This window comes from Pseudarthrobacter sp. CC12, from assembly GCF_039907755.1.
Classification (GTDB): domain Bacteria; phylum Actinomycetota; class Actinomycetes; order Actinomycetales; family Micrococcaceae; genus Arthrobacter; species Arthrobacter niigatensis.
The window spans coordinates 52,242-70,323 of the sequence record NZ_JARDJH010000009.1 but is presented as its reverse complement, the minus strand read 5'-3'; the positions used below and the strand labels follow the sequence as shown (position 1 = coordinate 70,323).

Sequence of the window (18,082 nt, the reverse complement as noted above, 5' to 3'; positions counted from 1 at the left end):
AGGACACCCGCAAACGCAACGAACACCGGCTCGGCCAGGGTCATCGCCGTAAGCACCAGCAGCCCCGCAGCAACGATGCCGCAGATGACCGCGAACTTTCCGCTCTTCCCCGTATGGCGCATGTGCTCCATCATCCCCGAGGAGCTGGCCCCTTCAGGACGTAGCCGCGCATGATCGCCATGATTGCTGCAACGCTTTGGTCACGGGTGCGCTCGGGGTTGTAGGTCTGCCGGTCAAGGCCCACCACGAAGCATGCACCAAAGATGGCCGTTTCCAGGCTGCCCCTGGACACCGAATCGTCCACTGGGTATGCCTCGGCCACCTTTTCCACGGCCTGGCCGATGACCTCCAGGAGCTCCCCGCGCAGCACGGAGAACGTGCCCTGCCATTCGCTGGGTATCCGCCAGTTTTCGCTGACCCAGAGGCGCGCGAAGGAGGGGTACTCTGCCATGAAATCCATCGCCTGGCCGATCATCGCTTCCATGGCGAGCAACGGGTCGCGGCCGGTCGCTCCGGCGTCGGCGGCCTCGAGCAGCCGCGCCTTGAGGATGTCCACGCCGTGCCGCAGGAGCTGTGCGATCAGCTCCGACTTGCTGCCGAAGTTGTAGTAGACGGTGCCCTTGGAGACTCCGGCCGCTGCCGCGATCTCATCCACGGTGACACTGGCGGCCCCGCGCTCGCCGATCAGTTCCATGGAGGCGTCGAAGAGCTTCTGGCGGGTGGCGTTGGTCCTGGCGGGCCGCAGCCCCTTGCCGGCGGGTGTCAGTTCAGTGGTCATACCGCGATCTCCGGCTTCAGGGTCTTGAGCGTCCAGTACTTGTTCTTCCGCACCGCGAGGGTGGACATGGCCGCGCCCAGCAAAGTGTAGCCCAGCAGTCCCACGAAGGTAGGGGCAATCATGGACAGGTCCCCGCCGTAGATCAAATGCCGCATTCCGGTCACCACATATCCCATCGGCAGGACCTGGTGCACCACATGCAGGGGCTCCGGCGTGGTCTGCCACGGGAACGTGCCGCCGGAAGACACCAGCTGGAGGACCAGGAGGATGAGGACCACCAGCTTGCCGGGGGAGCCCAGCAGCGCCACGATGCCCTGGATGAGCGCGCTGAATGCCATGGCAGCGGCCAGCATCAACAGCCACATCAGGACCGGATGGGAGGGGTTGAGCCCCAGCGCGGCGTCCGCCACCAAGGTCAACAGCGATGCCTGCACCACCGAAACCACGAAGAAGGGCAGCCAGCCGCCCAGGGCGATCTTCCACGACGGCGCATTGGATGCCAGTGCACGCTGCGTTATGGGGCGCATGGCCTGGACCAGCATGAAGATCCCGATCCACATGGCCAGCGTGAGGAAGAACGGCGCCAGCCCGGCACCGTAGGACCCGGCCTTGGCCTGGGAGACGTTGCTGACCGCCACAGGATCTGCCATTACCTGGGACAGGTTGCTCTTCTGTGCGTCGTCAGGGTTGGGGACCTGCCCGGCACCCTTGCCGATCTCGTCTGACAGGGTACGGGAGCCGGTGGCGGCCTGGCCCGCGCCGTCCGCAAGCTGGGCGGCACCGGCGTCGACCTTCCGTGCGCCGTCGGCAAGGCTGGCGGCTCCGTCGACGGCGGACTGCTCACCGGCTGCCAGCGCCGCGGCACCCGTATGCAGCTGGTCAGCCCCCGCCGAGGCCTGCGAGATGGCGTCCCTGAGTGCCGGCATCCCGGCCGCCAGCCGGGCGGCGCCGACGCTGACCGCTTCGGAGCCGTTGGCCAACTGCTGGACCTGGGCCGCATCCGCCTGGATCTTGCCCTTGGCGGCTGCCACCGGGCTGGACGTGCCGGCGGCATCGAAGTCCGCCAGGACTTTGTCCGCCTGGTCCTGGGTCAGGACGCCGGACGCGACCAGCCTGCTGTTGGATTCGACCACACGGCTGCGCAGGCCCTGGTCCGCCGCCTCCAGTTGGGCTGCCATGTCCTGGACCTTGGCGTTGAGCTGGGCGTTTCCCGCGGCCACCTGGGCGGCGCCGGAAGCCAGGGTCTGGGTATCGGTGGGCAGGGTGGCTGTCTTGTCCTTGAGGACCGCCAGGCCGCTGCTGAGCTGCCCGGCGCCGTCTGTCAGCTGGTTGGCGCCGTCGCGCAGCTTCAGCTGGCCCGCGTACAGCTGGTCCGCGCCGCTGCTCAGGGCTGAGGTCCCCTCGTGGAGGGTGACCGCACCGTCCCTGAGCGTGGCCACGCCGTCGGCCAGCTGGGAGGCGCCGTCCGCCGCCTGGACCATCTTGGAGTGGATGGTGCCAAATCCTGTGAGCAGCTGGTTGGCGGTTTCCTCGCCCACTTCCTTGGCCACCGTGGTGTGCACGGCCGTGGTCAGCTTGTCCACGATGGTGCTCAGGAGGTAGTTGTTCGCATCGTTCGTAGTCACGTTCAGCATGGCCTGGCTCGCGGAATCAAAGCTGCCCGGCGAGACCAGGTTGGCGGAGAAATCCTTGGGGATCTTCAGCGCGAACGCGTACTGGCCGCTGCTGACGCCGGCATCCGCTTCCGCCGAGCTTTCCACCGGCACCCAGTGGAACACGTTGCCCTCCACCAGGCTGTCCGCCACCTTTGTCCCGGCCTCGAGGCGCGTGCCGTCGGCATTGGTGGCACCGGAGTCCTCCACCACCAGGGCGGCATCCAGGTTGTTCAGGTGGCCGTAGGGGTCCCAGTTCGCGTACAGGTAGACGGCGCCGTAGAGCAGCGGGACCATGGTCAGCGCCAGGATGGTCAGCTTGGGCAGCAGCCCACCGGTCATGCGCTTGAGTTCGGAGCGGGCCAGCCGCAGGACAGTCACTTGGCAACCTCGGTTTCGAGTTCGGTTTCCTGGTCTTCGGGGGCGGTCTCCGCCCCGGCGGAGTGCTTGCCGGCGGTGGTCCCAGGTTCGGGTTCGGGCGCCGCGTTGCCGATCGCGGCCACCGGTCCGTCCCACGAGGCGGGGACGGCGCTGACCGCCGCTACGACGGCGAGGGGCCGCCCGGCGTCGTACGCCAGCTCCCGGAGGCGTGGCAGCCACGTGAGGTCGTCGGCGCTGTGCCGGTCCGGTGAGTCAACCACCAGCAGGTCCGTGCGGGGATTGGCCAGGGCCAGCGCGGTGAGCAGTTCAAGCCGCCGCTCCGGATCCAGCTGCTCCGTCCACAGGCCGGCGATATCTTCGAAGCGGTTGACCTTCAGCCACGGGCCGCTGAGCAGAGCACCCCGGTACCGGCGGGGCACCAGGGCGAGGTCCTCGGTCACCAGGTCCCGGACGCTGAGGTGTTCCTCGGGTTCGTTGACGCCGGGGGAGTCCACCAGGGCAGCGGACAGGCGCAGCTGCCTGGTCCGGGAACTGCCGTCCCAGCTGAGCTGCCCTTCCGTTGCTTTCATCCGGCCGCTGAGCAGGAGGGACAACGCCGTGCGCTGGTCCTGCCTGTCCCCGGTGACGAGCAGCAGTTCGCCGCGCGCCACCGTCACCGAAGTGGGGGGAAGCAGCGGATCCCGGCGCCCTTTGGCCTGGAGCTGATGTGCAGAGAGCAACGATCACCTTTCGCAGAAGAAGTCTGCATCAAGGCTAACCGAACTGACCGGTCAGTTCAAATAAAGCCTAGAGGCCGTACTTCTCCAGGAGACGGAGCCATACCTCGCTGATGGTGGGGTAGGAAGGGACTGCATGCCAGAGCCGGTCCAGCGGCACCTCGCCCACCACGGCGATCGTTGCCGCGTGCAGCAGCTCGGCTACGTCGGGGCCGGCGAAGGTTGCGCCAAGGAGGACCTTGCGGTCCTCGTCGACCACCAGCTGCGCCCACCCTTCGTAGTTCTCCGAGTGCAGTGAGGAGCCGGCAACCTCGATGGGCAGCTCCACGGACGAGGCGTTGTATCCGTCCTTCCTGGCCGCCTTCAGCGTGCGTCCCACGCTGGCCAGCTCGGGGTCCGTGAAGACGACGCTGGGCACCGCATGCTGGTTGGCCGTCTGGGCGTAGCGGGTCCAGTCGCCGGGTGTTCCGTCCAGCGCGCCTCTTGCCCGCGCGGCGATGGCATCGCCGGTGGCGCGGGCCTCGTACTTGCCCTGGTGGGTGAAGAGGTTCTTGCCGGCGGCGTCGCCCACGGCGTAGAGCCACTGTTCGTCCCCGGGCGTTTCCCGGACCAGGCCCGAGGCGTCGGCGGACAGGGACAGGTGGCCTGATTCATCGGGCTCGAAACCAATGCTTTCCAGGCCCAGGCCCTCCAGTGCCGGGTGGCGGCCGGTGGAGACCAGGACCTTCTCCGAAGTGACAGTGGTTCCGTCCCCAAGGCTTACGGTGAGGGTGCCGTCGTCGTTGGCGCTGATCCGGTCCGTGGCGGTATGCAGCCGGAGTTCGACGCCGTCCGCCCTCAATCCCGCGGCGACCAGCGCCGAGGCTTCTTCCGGAAAGGTGCCGAGCAGTCCGCTGCGTGCCACCAGGGTGACGCTTGAACCAAGGCGGGCGAAGGCCTGGGCCAGTTCGGCGCCGGCCACTCCGCCGCCCAATACCGTCAGCCGCTCCGGGACCTCGCCGGCGGATGTCGCTTCACGCGTTCCCCAGACCTGGACATCCTGCAGCCCTTCGATGGGCGGTGTGTTGGGGGTGGACCCCGTGGCAAGCACCACGGCATGCCGCGCACGCAGCAAGTGCTGCGTGCCGTCCAGGCCGGCCACCTCGACGGCCTTGGGGCCGGTCAGCCAGGCATGGCCACGCACCAGTTCGATGCCGGTGTCCTTGACCCACGAAGCCTGGCTGTCATCCTGCCAGTTGGAGGTGAAGTAGTTGCGCCGCTCCAGGACGGCGGCGGCGTCCAGGGTGCGGGTGACCGCTTCCTTTGCCCCTGGCGTGGTCTGCGCCCCGTGGAGCGCCGTACCAGGGCGAAGGAGTGCCTTCGATGGCATGCACGCCCAGTAAGAGCATTCCCCGCCCACCAGTTCCGCCTCGACGAGCACGGCCGTCAGGCCGCCCTGGACCACGCGGTCGGCCACGTTTTCCCCTACGGCGCCAGCGCCGATAACAACAACATCAAATTCGCGCCCAGCGGCCTCGGGATTCATGAGCAAAGCCTAGCCGGGGGAAGGTGTCCTGGCAGCACAAAAAAGGTCCGCACCGGCGAGCCGGTGCGGACCTTGTTGGTGCGCCCAAAGGGATTCGAACCCCTGACCTTCTGTTCCGTAGACAGACGCTCTATCCAGCTGAGCTATGGGCGCATTCCGTGTCCCGGGAGGAGAACCGCTCTCCCCGAACCTCGAACTACTTTACGCGAGGCGCCGCCCGATGCCAAATCGAAGCGACTGTAATCTACGCGACTAGACCGGTCTAGGTGACCTTTGTCACTTAATTGGCGTTTTCGCGGCAATAATTCCTTGATTTCCCGCGGAATTCAGTTTCGGTGACTGGAGATGTCAGTCAAGCTCCCCAAAAACTCCACTGGTCCGGACCATAGCATTTAGGACACACCGATGAACCCGAGGAAGGGAACTGCAATGGGCGATCTGGCGCAGAAGCCGCTGCTTGAGAAAGCACCCACCACGCATGCCGGCCTGCTGGCGTGGGTCGAAGAGGTTGCTGAGCTTACGCAGCCGGACCGCATCTACTGGGTGGACGGCTCCGAAGAGGAAAACACCCGCCTCACGGACGAACTCGTTGCTGCCGGCACCCTGACCAGGCTCAACCCGGACCTGTTCCCGAATTCCTTCGCCGCGTTCTCCGATCCCGCTGACGTTGCCCGCGTCGAGGAGCAGACGTTCATCTGCTCCGAAAACGAGCGCGACGCCGGCTTCACCAACAACTGGATGGATCCGCGGGAGATGAAGGACAAGCTGCGTGGCCTGTTCGCCGGCTCCATGCGTGGCCGCACCATGTACGTCATCCCGTTCGTCATGGGCCACCTCGACGCCGAGGACCCCAAGTTCGGCGTCGAAATCACCGACAGCGCCTACGTTGTTGCCTCCATGCGCATCATGGCCAATATCGGTACCGCGGTGCTGGACAAGATCACCGAGACCAACGCCTTCTTCGTCCCGGCACTGCACTCCCTGGGCGCACCGCTCGAGAGCGGCCAGGACGATGTCGCGTGGCCCTGCAACCCGGACAAATGGATCGTGCACTTCCCCGAGGAGCGCTCCATCTGGTCCTTCGGCTCCGGCTACGGCGGGAACGCCCTGCTGGGAAAGAAGTGCTACGCCCTGCGCATCGCCTCCGTGATGGCACGCGACGAGGGCTGGCTGGCCGAGCACATGCTCATCCTCAAGCTGACCTCGCCGGAAAAGAAGAACTACTACGTTTCCGCCGCCTTCCCCTCCGCCTGCGGCAAGACCAACCTCGCACTGCTCGATCCCACCATCGAAGGCTGGGAAGTGGAGACCCTGGGCGATGACATCACCTGGATGCGGATCGGCAAGGAAGGCGAACTCCGCGCCACCAACCCGGAAGCGGGCCTCTTCGGCGTTGCGCCCGGCACCGGCTGGGGCACCAACCCCAACGCCATGCGCGCCATCGCCAAGGGCCACAGCATCTTCACCAACGTCGCCCTGACCGACGACGGCGGTGTGTGGTGGGAAGGGATGACCGACGAGGTTCCGGCCCACCTGACCGACTGGGAGGGCAACTCGTGGACTCCGGATTCGGACAAGCCGGCAGCCCACCCGAACTCCCGCTTCTGCACGCCGATCTCGCAGATCGACATGCTGGCCGAGGAATACTACAGCCCCGACGGCGTTGAACTCTCGGCCATCCTGTTCGGCGGCCGCCGCAAGACCACCGTTCCGCTGGTCACCCAGGCCCGCAGCTGGACCAACGGCATCTTCATGGGCTCGACGCTGTCCTCCGAGACCACTGCCGCGGCCGCCGGCCAGGTAGGCGTGCTCCGCCGCGATCCCATGGCCATGCTGCCGTTCATCGGCTACGACGCAGGCGACTACCTGAAGCACTGGATCAGCGTCTCCGGCAAGGCAAACCCGGAACGCCTGCCCCACATCTTCCTGGTGAACTGGTTCCGCCGCACGGCTGACGGCGGCTTCGCCTGGCCTGGCTTCGGGGACAACGCCCGCGTCCTCAAGTGGGCCATCGAGCGTATCGAGGGCAAGGCCGACGCCGTGGAGACCCCCATCGGATACGTTCCGGCCGGGCACTCGCTGGACCTCACCGGCCTGGACCTGACCCACGCCCACGTGGAGGACGCTGTCCGCGTGGACCGCGAGGAATGGGACGCGGAGCTGGCCTCCATCGAGGAGTGGTACGCCAAGTTCGGGGATTCACTCCCGGATGCCCTGCGTGCCGAGCTCGATTCGCTCAAGGAACGGATGGCCAAGCACTAGCAGCCGCCCCACCCTCCCTCACGACGACGGCCCCGCACCTTTTCGAAAAGGTGCGGGGCCGTCGTCGTCCTCCAACAGGGGCCTCCGCCGCCGAGGGTTCCCTGGCTGAGCGGAGCGAAGTCAGGGAGGCGGTGGGGACTCAGCTGGCGAGCCAGATGTCCGGGCCGAAGACCTCGTAGTGGATCTTGGTGGCCGGGATGCCGGCGTTGATGGCCTCGTTGCGGATGTTCTTCATGAACGGCAGGGGGCCGCAGAGGTAGAGGGAGGCGTCCGCCGGAAGGTCCACTTCGCGCAGGGACATGAACCCTTCCCGGGCGCCCTCCACCGGCTTCTCCAGCCACAGCTGGAGTTCCGCGCCGTCCAGGCGCTCGACGTCGTCCGTCATCTGGCTGCGCAGGGCCCAGCTGTCCAGGGTGCTTTCGGCATGCAGCACCAGGACCTGCCGGTCGGAGCCTGATTCGGCGAGGGAGCGGAGGATGGAGGCGGTGGGCGTGCAGCCAATGCCGGCGGAGGCGAGGACCACGGGGCCGTCGCCCTCCTTGAGCGTGATCTCGCCGTAGGGGTTGGAGATCTCGACGACGTCGCCCACCTGGACGGTGTGGTGCAGGACGGGGGAGACCTCGCCGCCGTCGTCCAACTTGGTGGTGAAGATGCGGCTGGTGCCTGCATCGCCGGAGAGGGAGTACTGGCGGACCTGGCGCAGCCCGTCCGGGAGGGCCACCTTGACGCTGATGTACTGGCCGGGCAGGGCGGGGGTGACGGGGGTGTCGTCGGCCGGCTCCAGGGTGAAGGTCATGGACCCGGTTCCTGCCGGTGCCTTGGCTGCCACCCGCCAGGGCGTCCACATTTTGTCGTTGGCCTGCGCGGCGTAGAGGCCCTTTTCGAGCTTGATCAGGGCGTCCGCCATCAGCCAGTACACCTCGGTCCAGGCTTCGGCGATTTCAGGAGTGATCACCTCGGCCAGGTCCTCGGCGATGGCGGCGAACAGGTGCTCGTAGACCACCTGGTACTGCGGCTCCGTGATGCCCAGGGAGGCGTGCCGGTGCGCGATGCGCGAAAGGACAGTTTCCGGCAGGGTGCCCGGGTTGTTCACCAGATGGGTGGCGAAGGCGGCGATGCTCCCGGCGAGGGCCTGCTGCTGGTTGCCGGAGCGCTGGTTGGAGCGGCTGAACAGGCCATCCATCAGTTCGGGGTGCGCCGCGAACAGGCGGGCGTAGAAGTTGGGGGTGATGGATCCGATCCGGGAACCGACCAGCGGCAGGGTGGCCTCAATGACGGGGCGGGACTTGTCCGAGAGCATCTGAACTCCTGAGGTAGTGGCCGGGGCCTTCGTCCGGCCGGATGAAAACTCATATTTGAAATACGAGTATTTCTGCCTCAGTTCTACACCTTGTAGAAGTTTGAAATCAAACCGGGAGCCTGCGCTCGGATAGTCGGTTCAAAGCCCCGGGCGGAGGCCGATCATCTGGAAGACCGGAGCCATTTGCCGGGCCTGGGGGAGTTCCGCGATCACCACGGAGTCCAGCTCCGCGTAGAAGGCCTCGCGGGCGCGGGCCAGGGCCCCGCGGAGCCTGCATTCATTGATGAGGGGGCAGTTCCCGCCCGGGGACACGCAGTCCGCGGGATCCGTGCGGGTATCAAGCTGCCGCAGGATCTGGCCTACCGTGGCGATGCGTCCCGCATGGCTGAGCCGCGAACCGCCGGACCGGCCGCGCACCACCTCGATCAGGCCCATGGTCCGCAGCCTGGCCATGGCCTTGCTTACGTGGTTGTACGGTGTCCCCACCGAGTCCGCGATGCCCTGGGTGGTGAGCAGCGTGCCGTCCGGAACGGCTGCGAGCACCATGAGTGCCCGCAGGCTCACGTCAGCGAAGGCATTGATTTTCATGGCGACAACTCTGGTCTAGTCCACCCAGATGACTGGCTCGCTGGCGTCGGCGCCAAGCTCGCCGTATTCCCAGGACTGGGTGGTGGCGTTGGCCGAGTAGGGAAGCACGGCGGCGAAGAGGGACCCATCCTGGTGTTCAGCCGCCACGTGGATGGCATCCGAATCCTCCTCCACCAGCAGGATGTCGCAGACCACTGCGGCGGCGCGGAAGTCGCCGCGGTTCTGGCGGAGGAGTGCCTGCAGGTCGTGGATCATGGCGTCGGCGTCAAACTCCCCGCCACTGCCCTCTCCGGCATCCGCCGGGGAGACGGCAACCAGCCGCACCTCGCCGTCGTTCTGGACGGTCAGGGCGAAGGGCAGGAAACCGCCGGCGCGCTGGAGCTGCTCCTGGGCCGCGCTGACGCCCGTGCCCAGGAGGTTCTCCAGGTCTGTTGCCGTCGCTTCGGGGACGGAATCACGCCAGCTCTCCTGCCCGCTGTGCCCGTCCGCTGCCGGCCCTTTGTGGTGGGTCATCCGGTGCTAGGCCCGCACCAGGGCCAGGACGCGGTCGCGGACGCGTTCCATGGTGGCGCGGTCCGTGGCTTCGGCGTTGAGCCGCAGGAACGGTTCAGTGTTGGACGGGCGAAGGTTGAACCAGTAGCTGCCGTCATTGGCCGTGAACGTGCTGCCGTCCAGGTTGTCGATGGTGAGGTCCTCGTCCGCGAACGCCTGGCGCACGCGCTCCACGGCAGCCGGCTTGTCCTCCACCTCCGAGTTGATTTCGCCGGAGCTGACATAAGGCTCGTATTCGCGGGCCAGGTCGGAGAGCGGGCCGTCCTGTTCACCCAGGGCCGCCAGGACGTGCATGGCAGCCAGCATGCCGGTGTCAGCGTTCCAGAAGTCGCGGAAATAGAAGTGCGCGGAGTGCTCGCCGCCGAATACTGCGCCTTCCGTGGCCATGACTGCCTTGATGAAGGAGTGGCCCACGCGCGTACGGACGGGGCGGCCGCCGTCGTGCTCCACCAGTTCGGCGACGGCGCGGGAGGTCAGGAGGTTGTGGATGATGGCGGGCTTTTCCTCGCCCTGGGCCTTGGCCCGGGCGATCTCGCGGCGCGCCACCATGCCGGTGATGGCTGACGGCGACACGGGCTCGCCCTTTTCGTCAATGACGAAGCACCGGTCGGCATCGCCGTCGAAGGCCAGGCCGATGTCCGCGCCGTGTTCGATCACTGCGGCCTGCAGATCGCGGAGGTTTTCCGGTTCCAGCGGGTTGGCCGGGTGGTTGGGGAAGGAACCGTCCAGTTCGAAGTACAGCGGAACGATGTCGAAGGACAGCTTGGGCAACAGCGCGTCACCCAGGACGGCCGGGGTGGTCAGGCCGGCCATGCCGTTGCCGGCGTCCACCACCACCTTCAGCGGACGGGACGAGGAGAGGTCAACCAGCTTGCGGAGGTACTCGGAGTAGTCCTTTAGCACGTCGCGGACGCTGATCAGGCCGCGGGTGCCGGCCGCGGGAATGGAACCGGAGTTCAGGTACTGCTCCGAGAGGGCCTGGATGTCCTTGAGGCCGGTTTCGGAGGAGATGGGAACGGCGCCTGCCTTGGCCATCTTGATGCCGTTGTATTCGGCGGGGTTGTGGCTGGCGGTGAAGGTGGCTCCGGCGCGGTTGAGGAAGCCGCAGGCGAAGTACAGCTCATCGGTGGAGATCAGGTCCAGGAGTTCCACGTTGGCACCCCGGGTTGCCGCCCCGTTGGCGAAGGCCTTGGTGAACTCGGGGGAGGAAGGGCGCATGTCCCCGCCCACCACGATGGTCTGGCCTTCGAGCTGCAGGACATCCACGAACGCGGCCCCCACGGCTTCGACGATTTCGGCGGTGATCGACTCCCCGACGATCCCACGGACGTCGTAGGCCTTGAAGGATGCCGAGAGATCAAATGTCGTTGTCTGTTCGCTAGTCACGGGCTTTATCTTACGTGTGCGGCGCATGTGGCCAACGGGTTTGGGGAGAACCTGCGTCACAGCAGTGGCTTTGCAGCGCGTACCTGGCAGGTTTCCACATAGCGGCGCCATCGCTGTGCGGGGTGTCGGAGGGTGCTGGGATACTGAACCAATGGCCAATAACCAGTACGCGTCCACAGTTTCCGCTACCGCAGTTGCAGATACGGCAGGCCCGGACGGCCCGGGGACCGCCACGCACGCCGAGGCGCTGGAGGTCCTTCGCGGCCTGGTGGGGAACCCGGGCGCCGTTTTCCACGACGGCCAGTTTGAAGCCATTGAGGCATTGGTCGACGGCGGGCGGCGGGCCCTGGTGGTCCAGCGCACCGGCTGGGGCAAGTCCGCGGTGTACTTCGTGGCATCCCTGCTGCTGCGCCGCCGGGGGGCCGGGCCCACGCTGATTGTCTCGCCCCTGCTGGCGCTGATGCGGGACCAGGTGGCTGCCGCCGCCCGGGCAGGGGTCCGGGCCGTGGCCATCAACTCGGCCAACCAGCTGGAATGGGACACCGTCCGTGAGCAGCTGGCCGCGGACGAGGTGGACGTCCTGCTGGTGTCCCCGGAGCGGCTCACCAACCCGGCGTTCCGGGAGACCCAGCTGCCCGAACTCCTCCGCCGGACAGGGCTGCTGGTCATCGACGAAGCCCACTGCATTTCCGACTGGGGCCACGACTTCCGCCCCGACTACCGCCGGATCGCGGACCTCATCACCCGGCTGCCGGACACGGTGCCGGTCCTGGCCACCACGGCCACGGCCAACTCACGGGTGGTGCATGACATCGAAGAACAGCTCGGCGCGGGCGTGCTGACCATCCGCGGCTCCCTGGGCAGGGACTCGCTGCGGCTGGGTGTCCTGTCGCTGCCCAATTCCAAGGAGCGGCTGGGATGGCTGCTGACCCATCTGGCCGACCTTCCCGGCAGCGGCATCATCTACACCCTGACCGTTTCCGCGGCGGAGGACACTGCCCGGCTCCTGTCCGAGGCGGGACACAACGTGCTGGCCTATACCGGGCGGACCGATCCGGCGGACCGGGAGCGGGCAGAGCAGCTGCTGAAGGACAACCAGGTCAAGGCGCTGGTGGCCACCTCTGCGCTCGGAATGGGCTTCGACAAGCCCGATCTTGGCTTCGTTGTCCACCTCGGTGCGCCGTCGTCGCCGGTGGCGTACTACCAGCAGGTGGGCCGCGCCGGCCGTGGCGCCGCGAACGCCGATGTCCTGCTGCTGCCCGGGTCCGAGGACCGGGAAATCTGGCAGTACTTCGCCACCGCGTCCATGCCATCGGAAGAGAAGGCAGCAGCCGTGCTGACTGCGCTGGCCGAGTCCGGCGCCGCGCTGTCAACGGTTGCCCTGGAGGCCAGGGTGGACCTTCGCCGCACTCCGCTTGAGCTGCTGCTGAAGGTCCTGTCCGTGGACGGAGCGGTGGAGCGGGTCGGCGGCGGCTGGCGTTCCACCGGCCAGCCCTGGGTTTACGACGCCGAGCGCTACAGCCGCATAGCGGAAGCCCGGGTGGACGAGCAGGACTCCATGGTTATCTACCAGGACACGGCTGGTTGCCGGATGGAGTACATCACTTCGGTCCTGGATGACGAGACGGCCCGGCCGTGCGGCCGGTGCGACAACTGCGCCGGCCAGTGGTTCCCGGCGGACGTGGCAGCCGACGCCACGGCTGCAGCCAGCCAGACCCTCAGCAGGGCGGGCGGCGTCCTGGAGCCGCGTCTTCAATGGCCAAGCGGCATGGACCGTCTTGGGGTACCCGTGAAGGGGAAACTCAAGCCGGGCGAGGGCCTCTCGGACGGGCGCGTCCTGGCCCGCCTGACGGACCTCGGCTGGGGCGGGGCCCTGCGGGAGCTGTTCGCTGCCGGCGCGGAGGACCGGCCGGTGGATCCCGGACTGCTCCAGGCCTGCGTGCAGGTACTGCGCGAGTGGGGAACCGGCGACGCCCGGAACCCGGGATGGAGCGGGGTGGGCAGGCCGGCCGCCATTGTGAACGTCCCATCCCGCGGCAAGCCCCAGCTCGTGGGCTCGCTGGCACGGGGCATCTCCGAGATCGGGCGCATTCCCTACCTCGGGGAGCTGCAGCTGGCGCACGGCGGTCCCACCGGCGGGCGCGGTGGCAACAGCGCCTACCGGCTGGCGGGCGTTTGGGACCGGTTGGTGGTGGGCTCTGAGCTCGAAGCCGCCCTGCAGTCCGTCCAGGGGCAGCCGGTGATGCTCATCGACGACCTTACCGACAGCCGGTGGACCCTCACCGTCGCGGGGCGCGCCCTTCGGTTGGCCGGGGCGGGAGCGGTGCTGCCGCTGGTGCTGGCGCAGGCCGGCTGACTGCGGCCCCGGCATGCCGGGGGAGCAGGATGCTGTCCACGGTGCTTGCCAGCATCAGGACGGCCATCGCCAGGAATGCGCCGCGGAAAGGGCCGGCCGGATCCTGGGCCGCGGAGGTGAGGCCCTCGAAAGTCCGGATCAGCAGGGCCGCGATGGCGATGCCGGAGCCTGTGCCGAGCTGCACCAGCGTGGCGGACACGGTGTTGGCGGAGGTTAGCTGGGCCGGAGGAATGTCCGCGTACTGGACCGAGGCGTAGGCCGAAAAGCCGATGGAGCGGAAGGCGCCGCTGCATACCAGCAGTACGGCCATCAAAGCCGCCGGGGTTTCCGGTGTCAGGAAGGCACAGAGGGCGAACGTCACGGCTGATGCCAGGGAGGCAAACACCAGCACCGCCTTGAAGCCGAACTTACGGATCAAAGGTGTGGTGGCCGGTTTGATCCCGATGTTGCCAATGAACACGGCTGCCACCAAGGCGCCGGCGTGCAGCGGCGACCAGCCGAAGCCTGCCTGGAACATCAGCGGCAGCAGGAACGGGACGGAGCTTATGGTGACCCGGTAGACAAAGCCGCCCGTGGCCATGGCCCGGAACGTCCGGGTGCGGAAGACCTGCAGGTTGAACAGCGGGTGGGGAGCCCTGCGCATCCACAGGACGGCCCCGGTCAGTGCAGCGGCTCCGGCAGCGGCACTGATTCCGGCCCAGGGAAGTCCCGGGTGGCTGCTGGCAAGTTCCAGCCCGGTCACCAGGGCACCGACGCCAACTGTTGTCAGGAGCATTCCCGGCCAGTCGAGCCGCCGGCCGGGATCGCCGGGCACCGTCGGAACCAGCCGAAGCGATGCCGCAAAGGCGGCCACGCCGAGCGGCAGGTTCACCAGGAAGATCCAGTGCCATGACAGGTACGTGGTGAGCGCGCCGCCCACCAGTGGCGCGAGGACTGGCGCCAGGAGCCCGGGCCATACCAGGAACGCGGTGGCGCGCAGCAGGTCCGACTTCGGTGTTCCACGCAGCACCACCAGCGTTCCCACCGGGACCATCATGGCGCCGCCGGTACCCTGGGCAATGCGGCTCATGGTCAGTGTGGCCAGGTCCTGGCTGAGCGCACAGGCCAGGGATGAGAGGGTGAACAGCGCGATGGCTGTACAGAAGATCCGCCTGGCCCCAAAGCGTTCAGCGAGCCAGCCGCTGAGGGGAATGCCGATGGCCACCGTCAGCAGGTAGGCGGTCATGGTGATGTTGACGTTGGCGGCGGGGACGGCAAAGTCAGCCGAAATGCTGGGAATGGCAGTGGTGAGGACCGTGCCGTCCAGGAATTCCATGAAGAACGCTGCCGCTACCAGGAGGGCGAGGCGCGGATTCCATCCCGTCCGGGCATCGTCGTGGTGGTCTGGGTTGCTGGGTGCCGCCATGGGCCAATCCTGCCACTGCGGCACCGGCGGCGCCCGCGGCGTCCGTTGGCCGGACAGCGCGTTCCACGAGCCGCCGGAAACGCAAAAGGCCCCGGTCCAGGGGACCGGGGCCAAACGCGGAGACGGGGGGATTTGAACCCCCGGTCGAGTTTAACCCCGACCCTTCATTAGCAGTGAAGTCCATTCGGCCGCTCTGGCACGTCTCCAGTTGCTATTACTAGCCCACCAAGGATACGCAGATCCGGCCATGCAGTGCAAAACGGTGCCCGCCACAGGCTCCGCCCCCGGTCAACAGGGTTCAAGTGCTCCGCGGCCGGCCCTGCGCCGGGCGGACCATCCGGATCTCCGGGAGGTCCTCCCACGCAGGCAGGACGTCCTCTTCGCCGTCCGGTGCAAAGCCGAAGCGGCGGTAGAAACCGATGGCCCGGCTGTTGGCGGCTGCCACCCAAAGGCTCGCTGCCCTCGAGCCGATGGCAGCGTCCAGCAAAAGGCCGCCCAAGCCAAGGCCCTGGTGCGAGGCCAGCAGGTACAGCCCCCACAGCTCCAGGTCTCCCGAGGCGGGCGGCGGGTGCCCTTCCGGGGAGCCGGGGGCAGGCAGCCGGCGGGAACCGGCAAACCCCACCACCGTCCCGCCGTCGCACGCCACCCACGCTTCGGCAGGATCCGCGCGGTCCAGCAAATGCTGCCAGAGCCGCAGCCGGTCCGCCGGGTCCACGGCGGCGAGGAAGGCATCGGACAGCATGCCCCGGTAGGTCTCCTGCCAGCAGCGGACGTGCACCTGGGCCAGCCGCTCTATGTCCGCGGCAACAGCCCGCCGAACGGCCAGGCGGGCTGCCATGGCCGTCAGCCCGCCAGCGCTTTCCACAGGAAGTGCTGGCTTCGCGCCTGCAGGGCAGCTGCCTGCCGGTTGTCGGAGGCGCCGGCGTGGCCACCCTCCAGGGCCTCGTGGAACCACACGTTCGGGATGCCCATGGCCAGCATCCGGGCGGCCATCTTCCGTGCCTGCACCGGGCCCACCCGGTCGTCCGAGGTCGCGGTCCAGATGAACGTCTCCGGGTACTCCACCGCGTCCTTGAGCAGGTGGTAGGGGGAGAACGTCCTGATGTATTCCCACTGTTCGGGGTCGTCGGGGTCGCCGTACTCGGCAATCCACGAGTGCCCGGCGGAGAGCTTGGTGTAGCGGCGCATGTCCAGCAGGGGCACACCGCAGGAAACGGCCCGGAACAGTTCCGGATACCGGGTGAGCATGTTCCCCACCAGGAGTCCACCATTGGACCCGCCCACGCACCCCAGCCGCCGCGGCGAAGTGACACCGCGGGAAATCAGGTCCCGCGCCACTGCTGCGAAGTCCTCGTAGGCGCGGTGGCGGTTTTCTTTCAACGCGGCACGGTGCCAGGCCGGCCCGTACTCGCCGCCGCCGCGGATGTTCGCCACCACATACACCCCGCCGCGCGAGTGCGGCGCCTTCCCGTCGCTGCCGTCCGAAACCGTGGTCCGCCGCTCCAGCCACGCCCGGCCAACGGCGCCGCTGTAGGCAGGCGTGCGTGACACCTCGAACCCGCCGTAGCCGGACAGCTGGGTGGGGTTCTGCCCGTCCAACGCCAGCCCGCGCGGCGCCACCTGGAAGTACGGGACCCGGGTGCCGTCGTCGGACACGGCGAAGTGCTGCTCCACCTCATAGTCATCGTCGGCAAAGAACGACGGCGAGGTCTTGACCACCGCGTGCCGGCTCACCACGCCGGACGTCCCGGCGCTCCCGGGTTCCAGGTTGCCGGGTTCCAGGGCGCCGCGCATCAGGGTGGTGGGAGTGGTGAAGCCGGTGGCGATGAGCCAGAAGTCATCACCGGCCCCGCCGTCGGCCGGTGCCTCGTCCTCGTCGTCCACCGCGTAGGCGTTCACGTCATGCAGCGGCGGGCAGGCGTCGAGGAGGGTTGCCGCCCAGCCGCCGTCCGTGTTGCCGGAAGGCCGGGACGGGTCGAGCACCCGGATTTCGGAGGAGACGTCCTTGAGCAGGTTGAGCAGGAGGAAGTTCCGGGTCCAGCTCCAGGACTGCAGGGAAGTGTGGGCATCGGGGGTGAACAGGACGGTGAGGTCCCGGCTGCCGGCGAGGTAGTCCTCGAAATTGGCGGCAAGCAGCGCGCCGGAAGGGTAAGTGGTGCCGTCCAGGGCCCAGTCCTGCTGCGGGCGGAAGAGCAGCCAGTCCCGGTGTGCGCTGACGTTGACGTCGGTGGGCACGTCGATCTGCACCCAGCTTCCGTCCCGCAGCACGAAGTTGGTGCGGTTGAAGAAGTCGATGTAGTCCACCGCGAAGGTCCGCTCAAAGCCGGGCGTGGAGTCATGGGCCGCCATGGCCATCATGTGGTCTTCGGGCACCTCGAAGAGGCGTGGAGCCGAGGCCAGGGACTCTCCGCGCTTAAGCGTCACTGCCGTCCGGGCGTAGGAGGAGGCCGTCTTGGGCAGCCCGTCCGCGGTGGAGGCAACCAGGAGGGTGTCGGCGTCGAGCCAGGAGACGTTGCCTTTCGCCGTGGGGAGGTCGAACCCGCCACGGGCGTGGTCCACGAAGCCGCGCGCCTCGACGTCGAACTCGCGGTACCGGTTGGCGTCGCCGCCGTCGGGGGAGAGGGCAAGCAGCGCCAGCCGGTAGGGCTCCCCGGCCGCGGGGCGCAGGAACGTGGCACCGTGGAACACCCACTCGTCGCCTTCGGCGCGGGACAGCTCGTCAACATCCAGCAGGACATCCCATTCCGGGGAGTCGGTGCAGTAGCTCTCCCAGGTGGTCCGCCGCCACAGGCCTTTGGGGTTCTGCTGGTCGCGCCAGAAGTTGTAGTACCAGTCTCCGCGCTTGCCCACCATGGCGATCCGGTCCGTGGAGTCAAGGACCTCCAGGATGCCGGCCTCCAGTTCGTCGTAGCCGCTGCCCTCCAGCAGGTCCTCGGTGCGGGAGTTTTGCTCCTTGACCCAGGCCAGCTGTTCCTCGCCGTAGATGTCCTCCAGCCACACATTTTCGTCGACGGGTTCCGGCGCGGTTTGGCGGGAGTTGGTGCCGGTGGTGTCCCTGCCGGGGCCGGGAACGGACGCTTGATCAGCTGCTGTGGTGGTCATGCGCCCCATCCAAACAACATCCCCCATGGCTGGCAAGTCAAGCGTCCGGCGCACACTCCGCTTCCAGCCCGTACGCTGT

Annotated in this window: 13 protein-coding genes and 2 tRNA genes; 2 read left to right on the top strand and 13 right to left on the bottom strand. The window is 67.6% G+C overall.

Going from position 1 to position 18,082, the window contains the following annotated elements; genetic code table 11:
• Positions 1 to 130: 130 nt before the first annotated feature.
• The 5 genes from PV772_RS09220 to PV772_RS09200 form a co-directional block, all read right to left on the bottom strand.
• On the bottom strand, positions 131 to 778 hold the full coding sequence (locus PV772_RS09220; RefSeq protein ID WP_141180758.1) for a TetR/AcrR family transcriptional regulator: 648 nt from the start codon (positions 776 to 778) through the stop codon (positions 131 to 133).
• On the bottom strand, positions 775 to 2,811 hold the full coding sequence (locus tag PV772_RS09215; protein ID WP_141180759.1) for a YhgE/Pip domain-containing protein: 2,037 nt from the start codon (positions 2,809 to 2,811) through the stop codon (positions 775 to 777). The genes PV772_RS09220 and PV772_RS09215 overlap by 4 nt, the downstream gene beginning before the upstream one ends.
• Positions 2,808 to 3,530: an ABC transporter ATP-binding protein gene (locus PV772_RS09210; protein WP_141158126.1), complete on the bottom strand. Its 723-nt coding sequence runs from the start codon at positions 3,528 to 3,530 to the stop codon at positions 2,808 to 2,810. Before PV772_RS09210 ends, PV772_RS09215 begins: the two co-directional genes overlap by 4 nt.
• Positions 3,531 to 3,597: 67 nt before the next feature.
• A complete protein-coding gene (locus PV772_RS09205) occupies positions 3,598 to 5,052 on the bottom strand; it encodes an NAD(P)/FAD-dependent oxidoreductase (protein WP_141158125.1) in 1,455 nt (484 codons plus the stop codon).
• Between the two features lie 76 nt (positions 5,053 to 5,128).
• A tRNA-Arg gene (locus PV772_RS09200) sits at positions 5,129 to 5,205 on the bottom strand.
• A 276-nt stretch (positions 5,206 to 5,481) separates the two neighbouring features.
• Between PV772_RS09200 and PV772_RS09195 the strand changes: the two genes are divergently transcribed.
• Entirely contained in the window at positions 5,482 to 7,314 is a 1,833-nt protein-coding gene (locus PV772_RS09195; protein ID WP_141158124.1) for a phosphoenolpyruvate carboxykinase (GTP), read from the top strand.
• Positions 7,315 to 7,453: 139 nt separating this feature from the next.
• Here the strand turns inward: PV772_RS09195 and PV772_RS09190 are convergent, their stop codons facing one another.
• From PV772_RS09190 to PV772_RS09175, 4 genes are all read right to left on the bottom strand, one after another.
• Positions 7,454 to 8,614 (bottom strand): globin domain-containing protein, encoded by a 1,161-nt coding sequence (locus PV772_RS09190; protein WP_018771224.1) that lies wholly within the window; start codon positions 8,612 to 8,614, stop codon positions 7,454 to 7,456.
• 138 nt (positions 8,615 to 8,752) lie between these two features.
• Positions 8,753 to 9,202 (bottom strand): Rrf2 family transcriptional regulator, encoded by a 450-nt coding sequence (locus PV772_RS09185; protein ID WP_347885934.1) that lies wholly within the window; start codon positions 9,200 to 9,202, stop codon positions 8,753 to 8,755.
• A gap of 15 nt (positions 9,203 to 9,217) precedes the next feature.
• Complete coding sequence (locus tag PV772_RS09180) at positions 9,218 to 9,715, bottom strand: hypothetical protein (protein ID WP_347885933.1); 498 nt, start codon at positions 9,713 to 9,715, stop codon at positions 9,218 to 9,220.
• 6 nt (positions 9,716 to 9,721) lie between these two features.
• Positions 9,722 to 11,140 (bottom strand): phosphomannomutase/phosphoglucomutase, encoded by a 1,419-nt coding sequence (locus tag PV772_RS09175; RefSeq protein ID WP_347885932.1) that lies wholly within the window; start codon positions 11,138 to 11,140, stop codon positions 9,722 to 9,724.
• Positions 11,141 to 11,291: 151 nt separating this feature from the next.
• On the opposite strand from PV772_RS09175, the gene PV772_RS09170 reads away from it, so the two are divergent.
• Positions 11,292 to 13,496, top strand: coding sequence for a RecQ family ATP-dependent DNA helicase (locus PV772_RS09170; protein ID WP_347885931.1), 2,205 nt, complete (start codon positions 11,292 to 11,294; stop codon positions 13,494 to 13,496).
• Here the strand turns inward: PV772_RS09170 and PV772_RS09165 are convergent.
• The 4 genes from PV772_RS09165 to PV772_RS09150 form a co-directional block, all read right to left on the bottom strand.
• Positions 13,420 to 14,901 (bottom strand): MFS transporter, encoded by a 1,482-nt coding sequence (locus PV772_RS09165; RefSeq protein WP_141158118.1) that lies wholly within the window; start codon positions 14,899 to 14,901, stop codon positions 13,420 to 13,422. The genes PV772_RS09170 and PV772_RS09165 overlap by 77 nt on opposite strands.
• A 117-nt stretch (positions 14,902 to 15,018) precedes the next feature.
• Positions 15,019 to 15,107: transfer RNA gene (locus tag PV772_RS09160), tRNA-Ser, on the bottom strand.
• Positions 15,108 to 15,199: 92 nt separating this feature from the next.
• The gene (locus tag PV772_RS09155; protein WP_141158117.1) at positions 15,200 to 15,739 is read right to left on the bottom strand and encodes a GNAT family N-acetyltransferase; all 540 of its coding nucleotides are present in this window, start codon (positions 15,737 to 15,739) and stop codon (positions 15,200 to 15,202) included.
• 5 nt (positions 15,740 to 15,744) lie between these two features.
• Positions 15,745 to 18,003, bottom strand: coding sequence for a prolyl oligopeptidase family serine peptidase (locus PV772_RS09150; protein WP_347885930.1), 2,259 nt, complete (start codon positions 18,001 to 18,003; stop codon positions 15,745 to 15,747).
• Positions 18,004 to 18,082 lie beyond the last annotated feature (79 nt).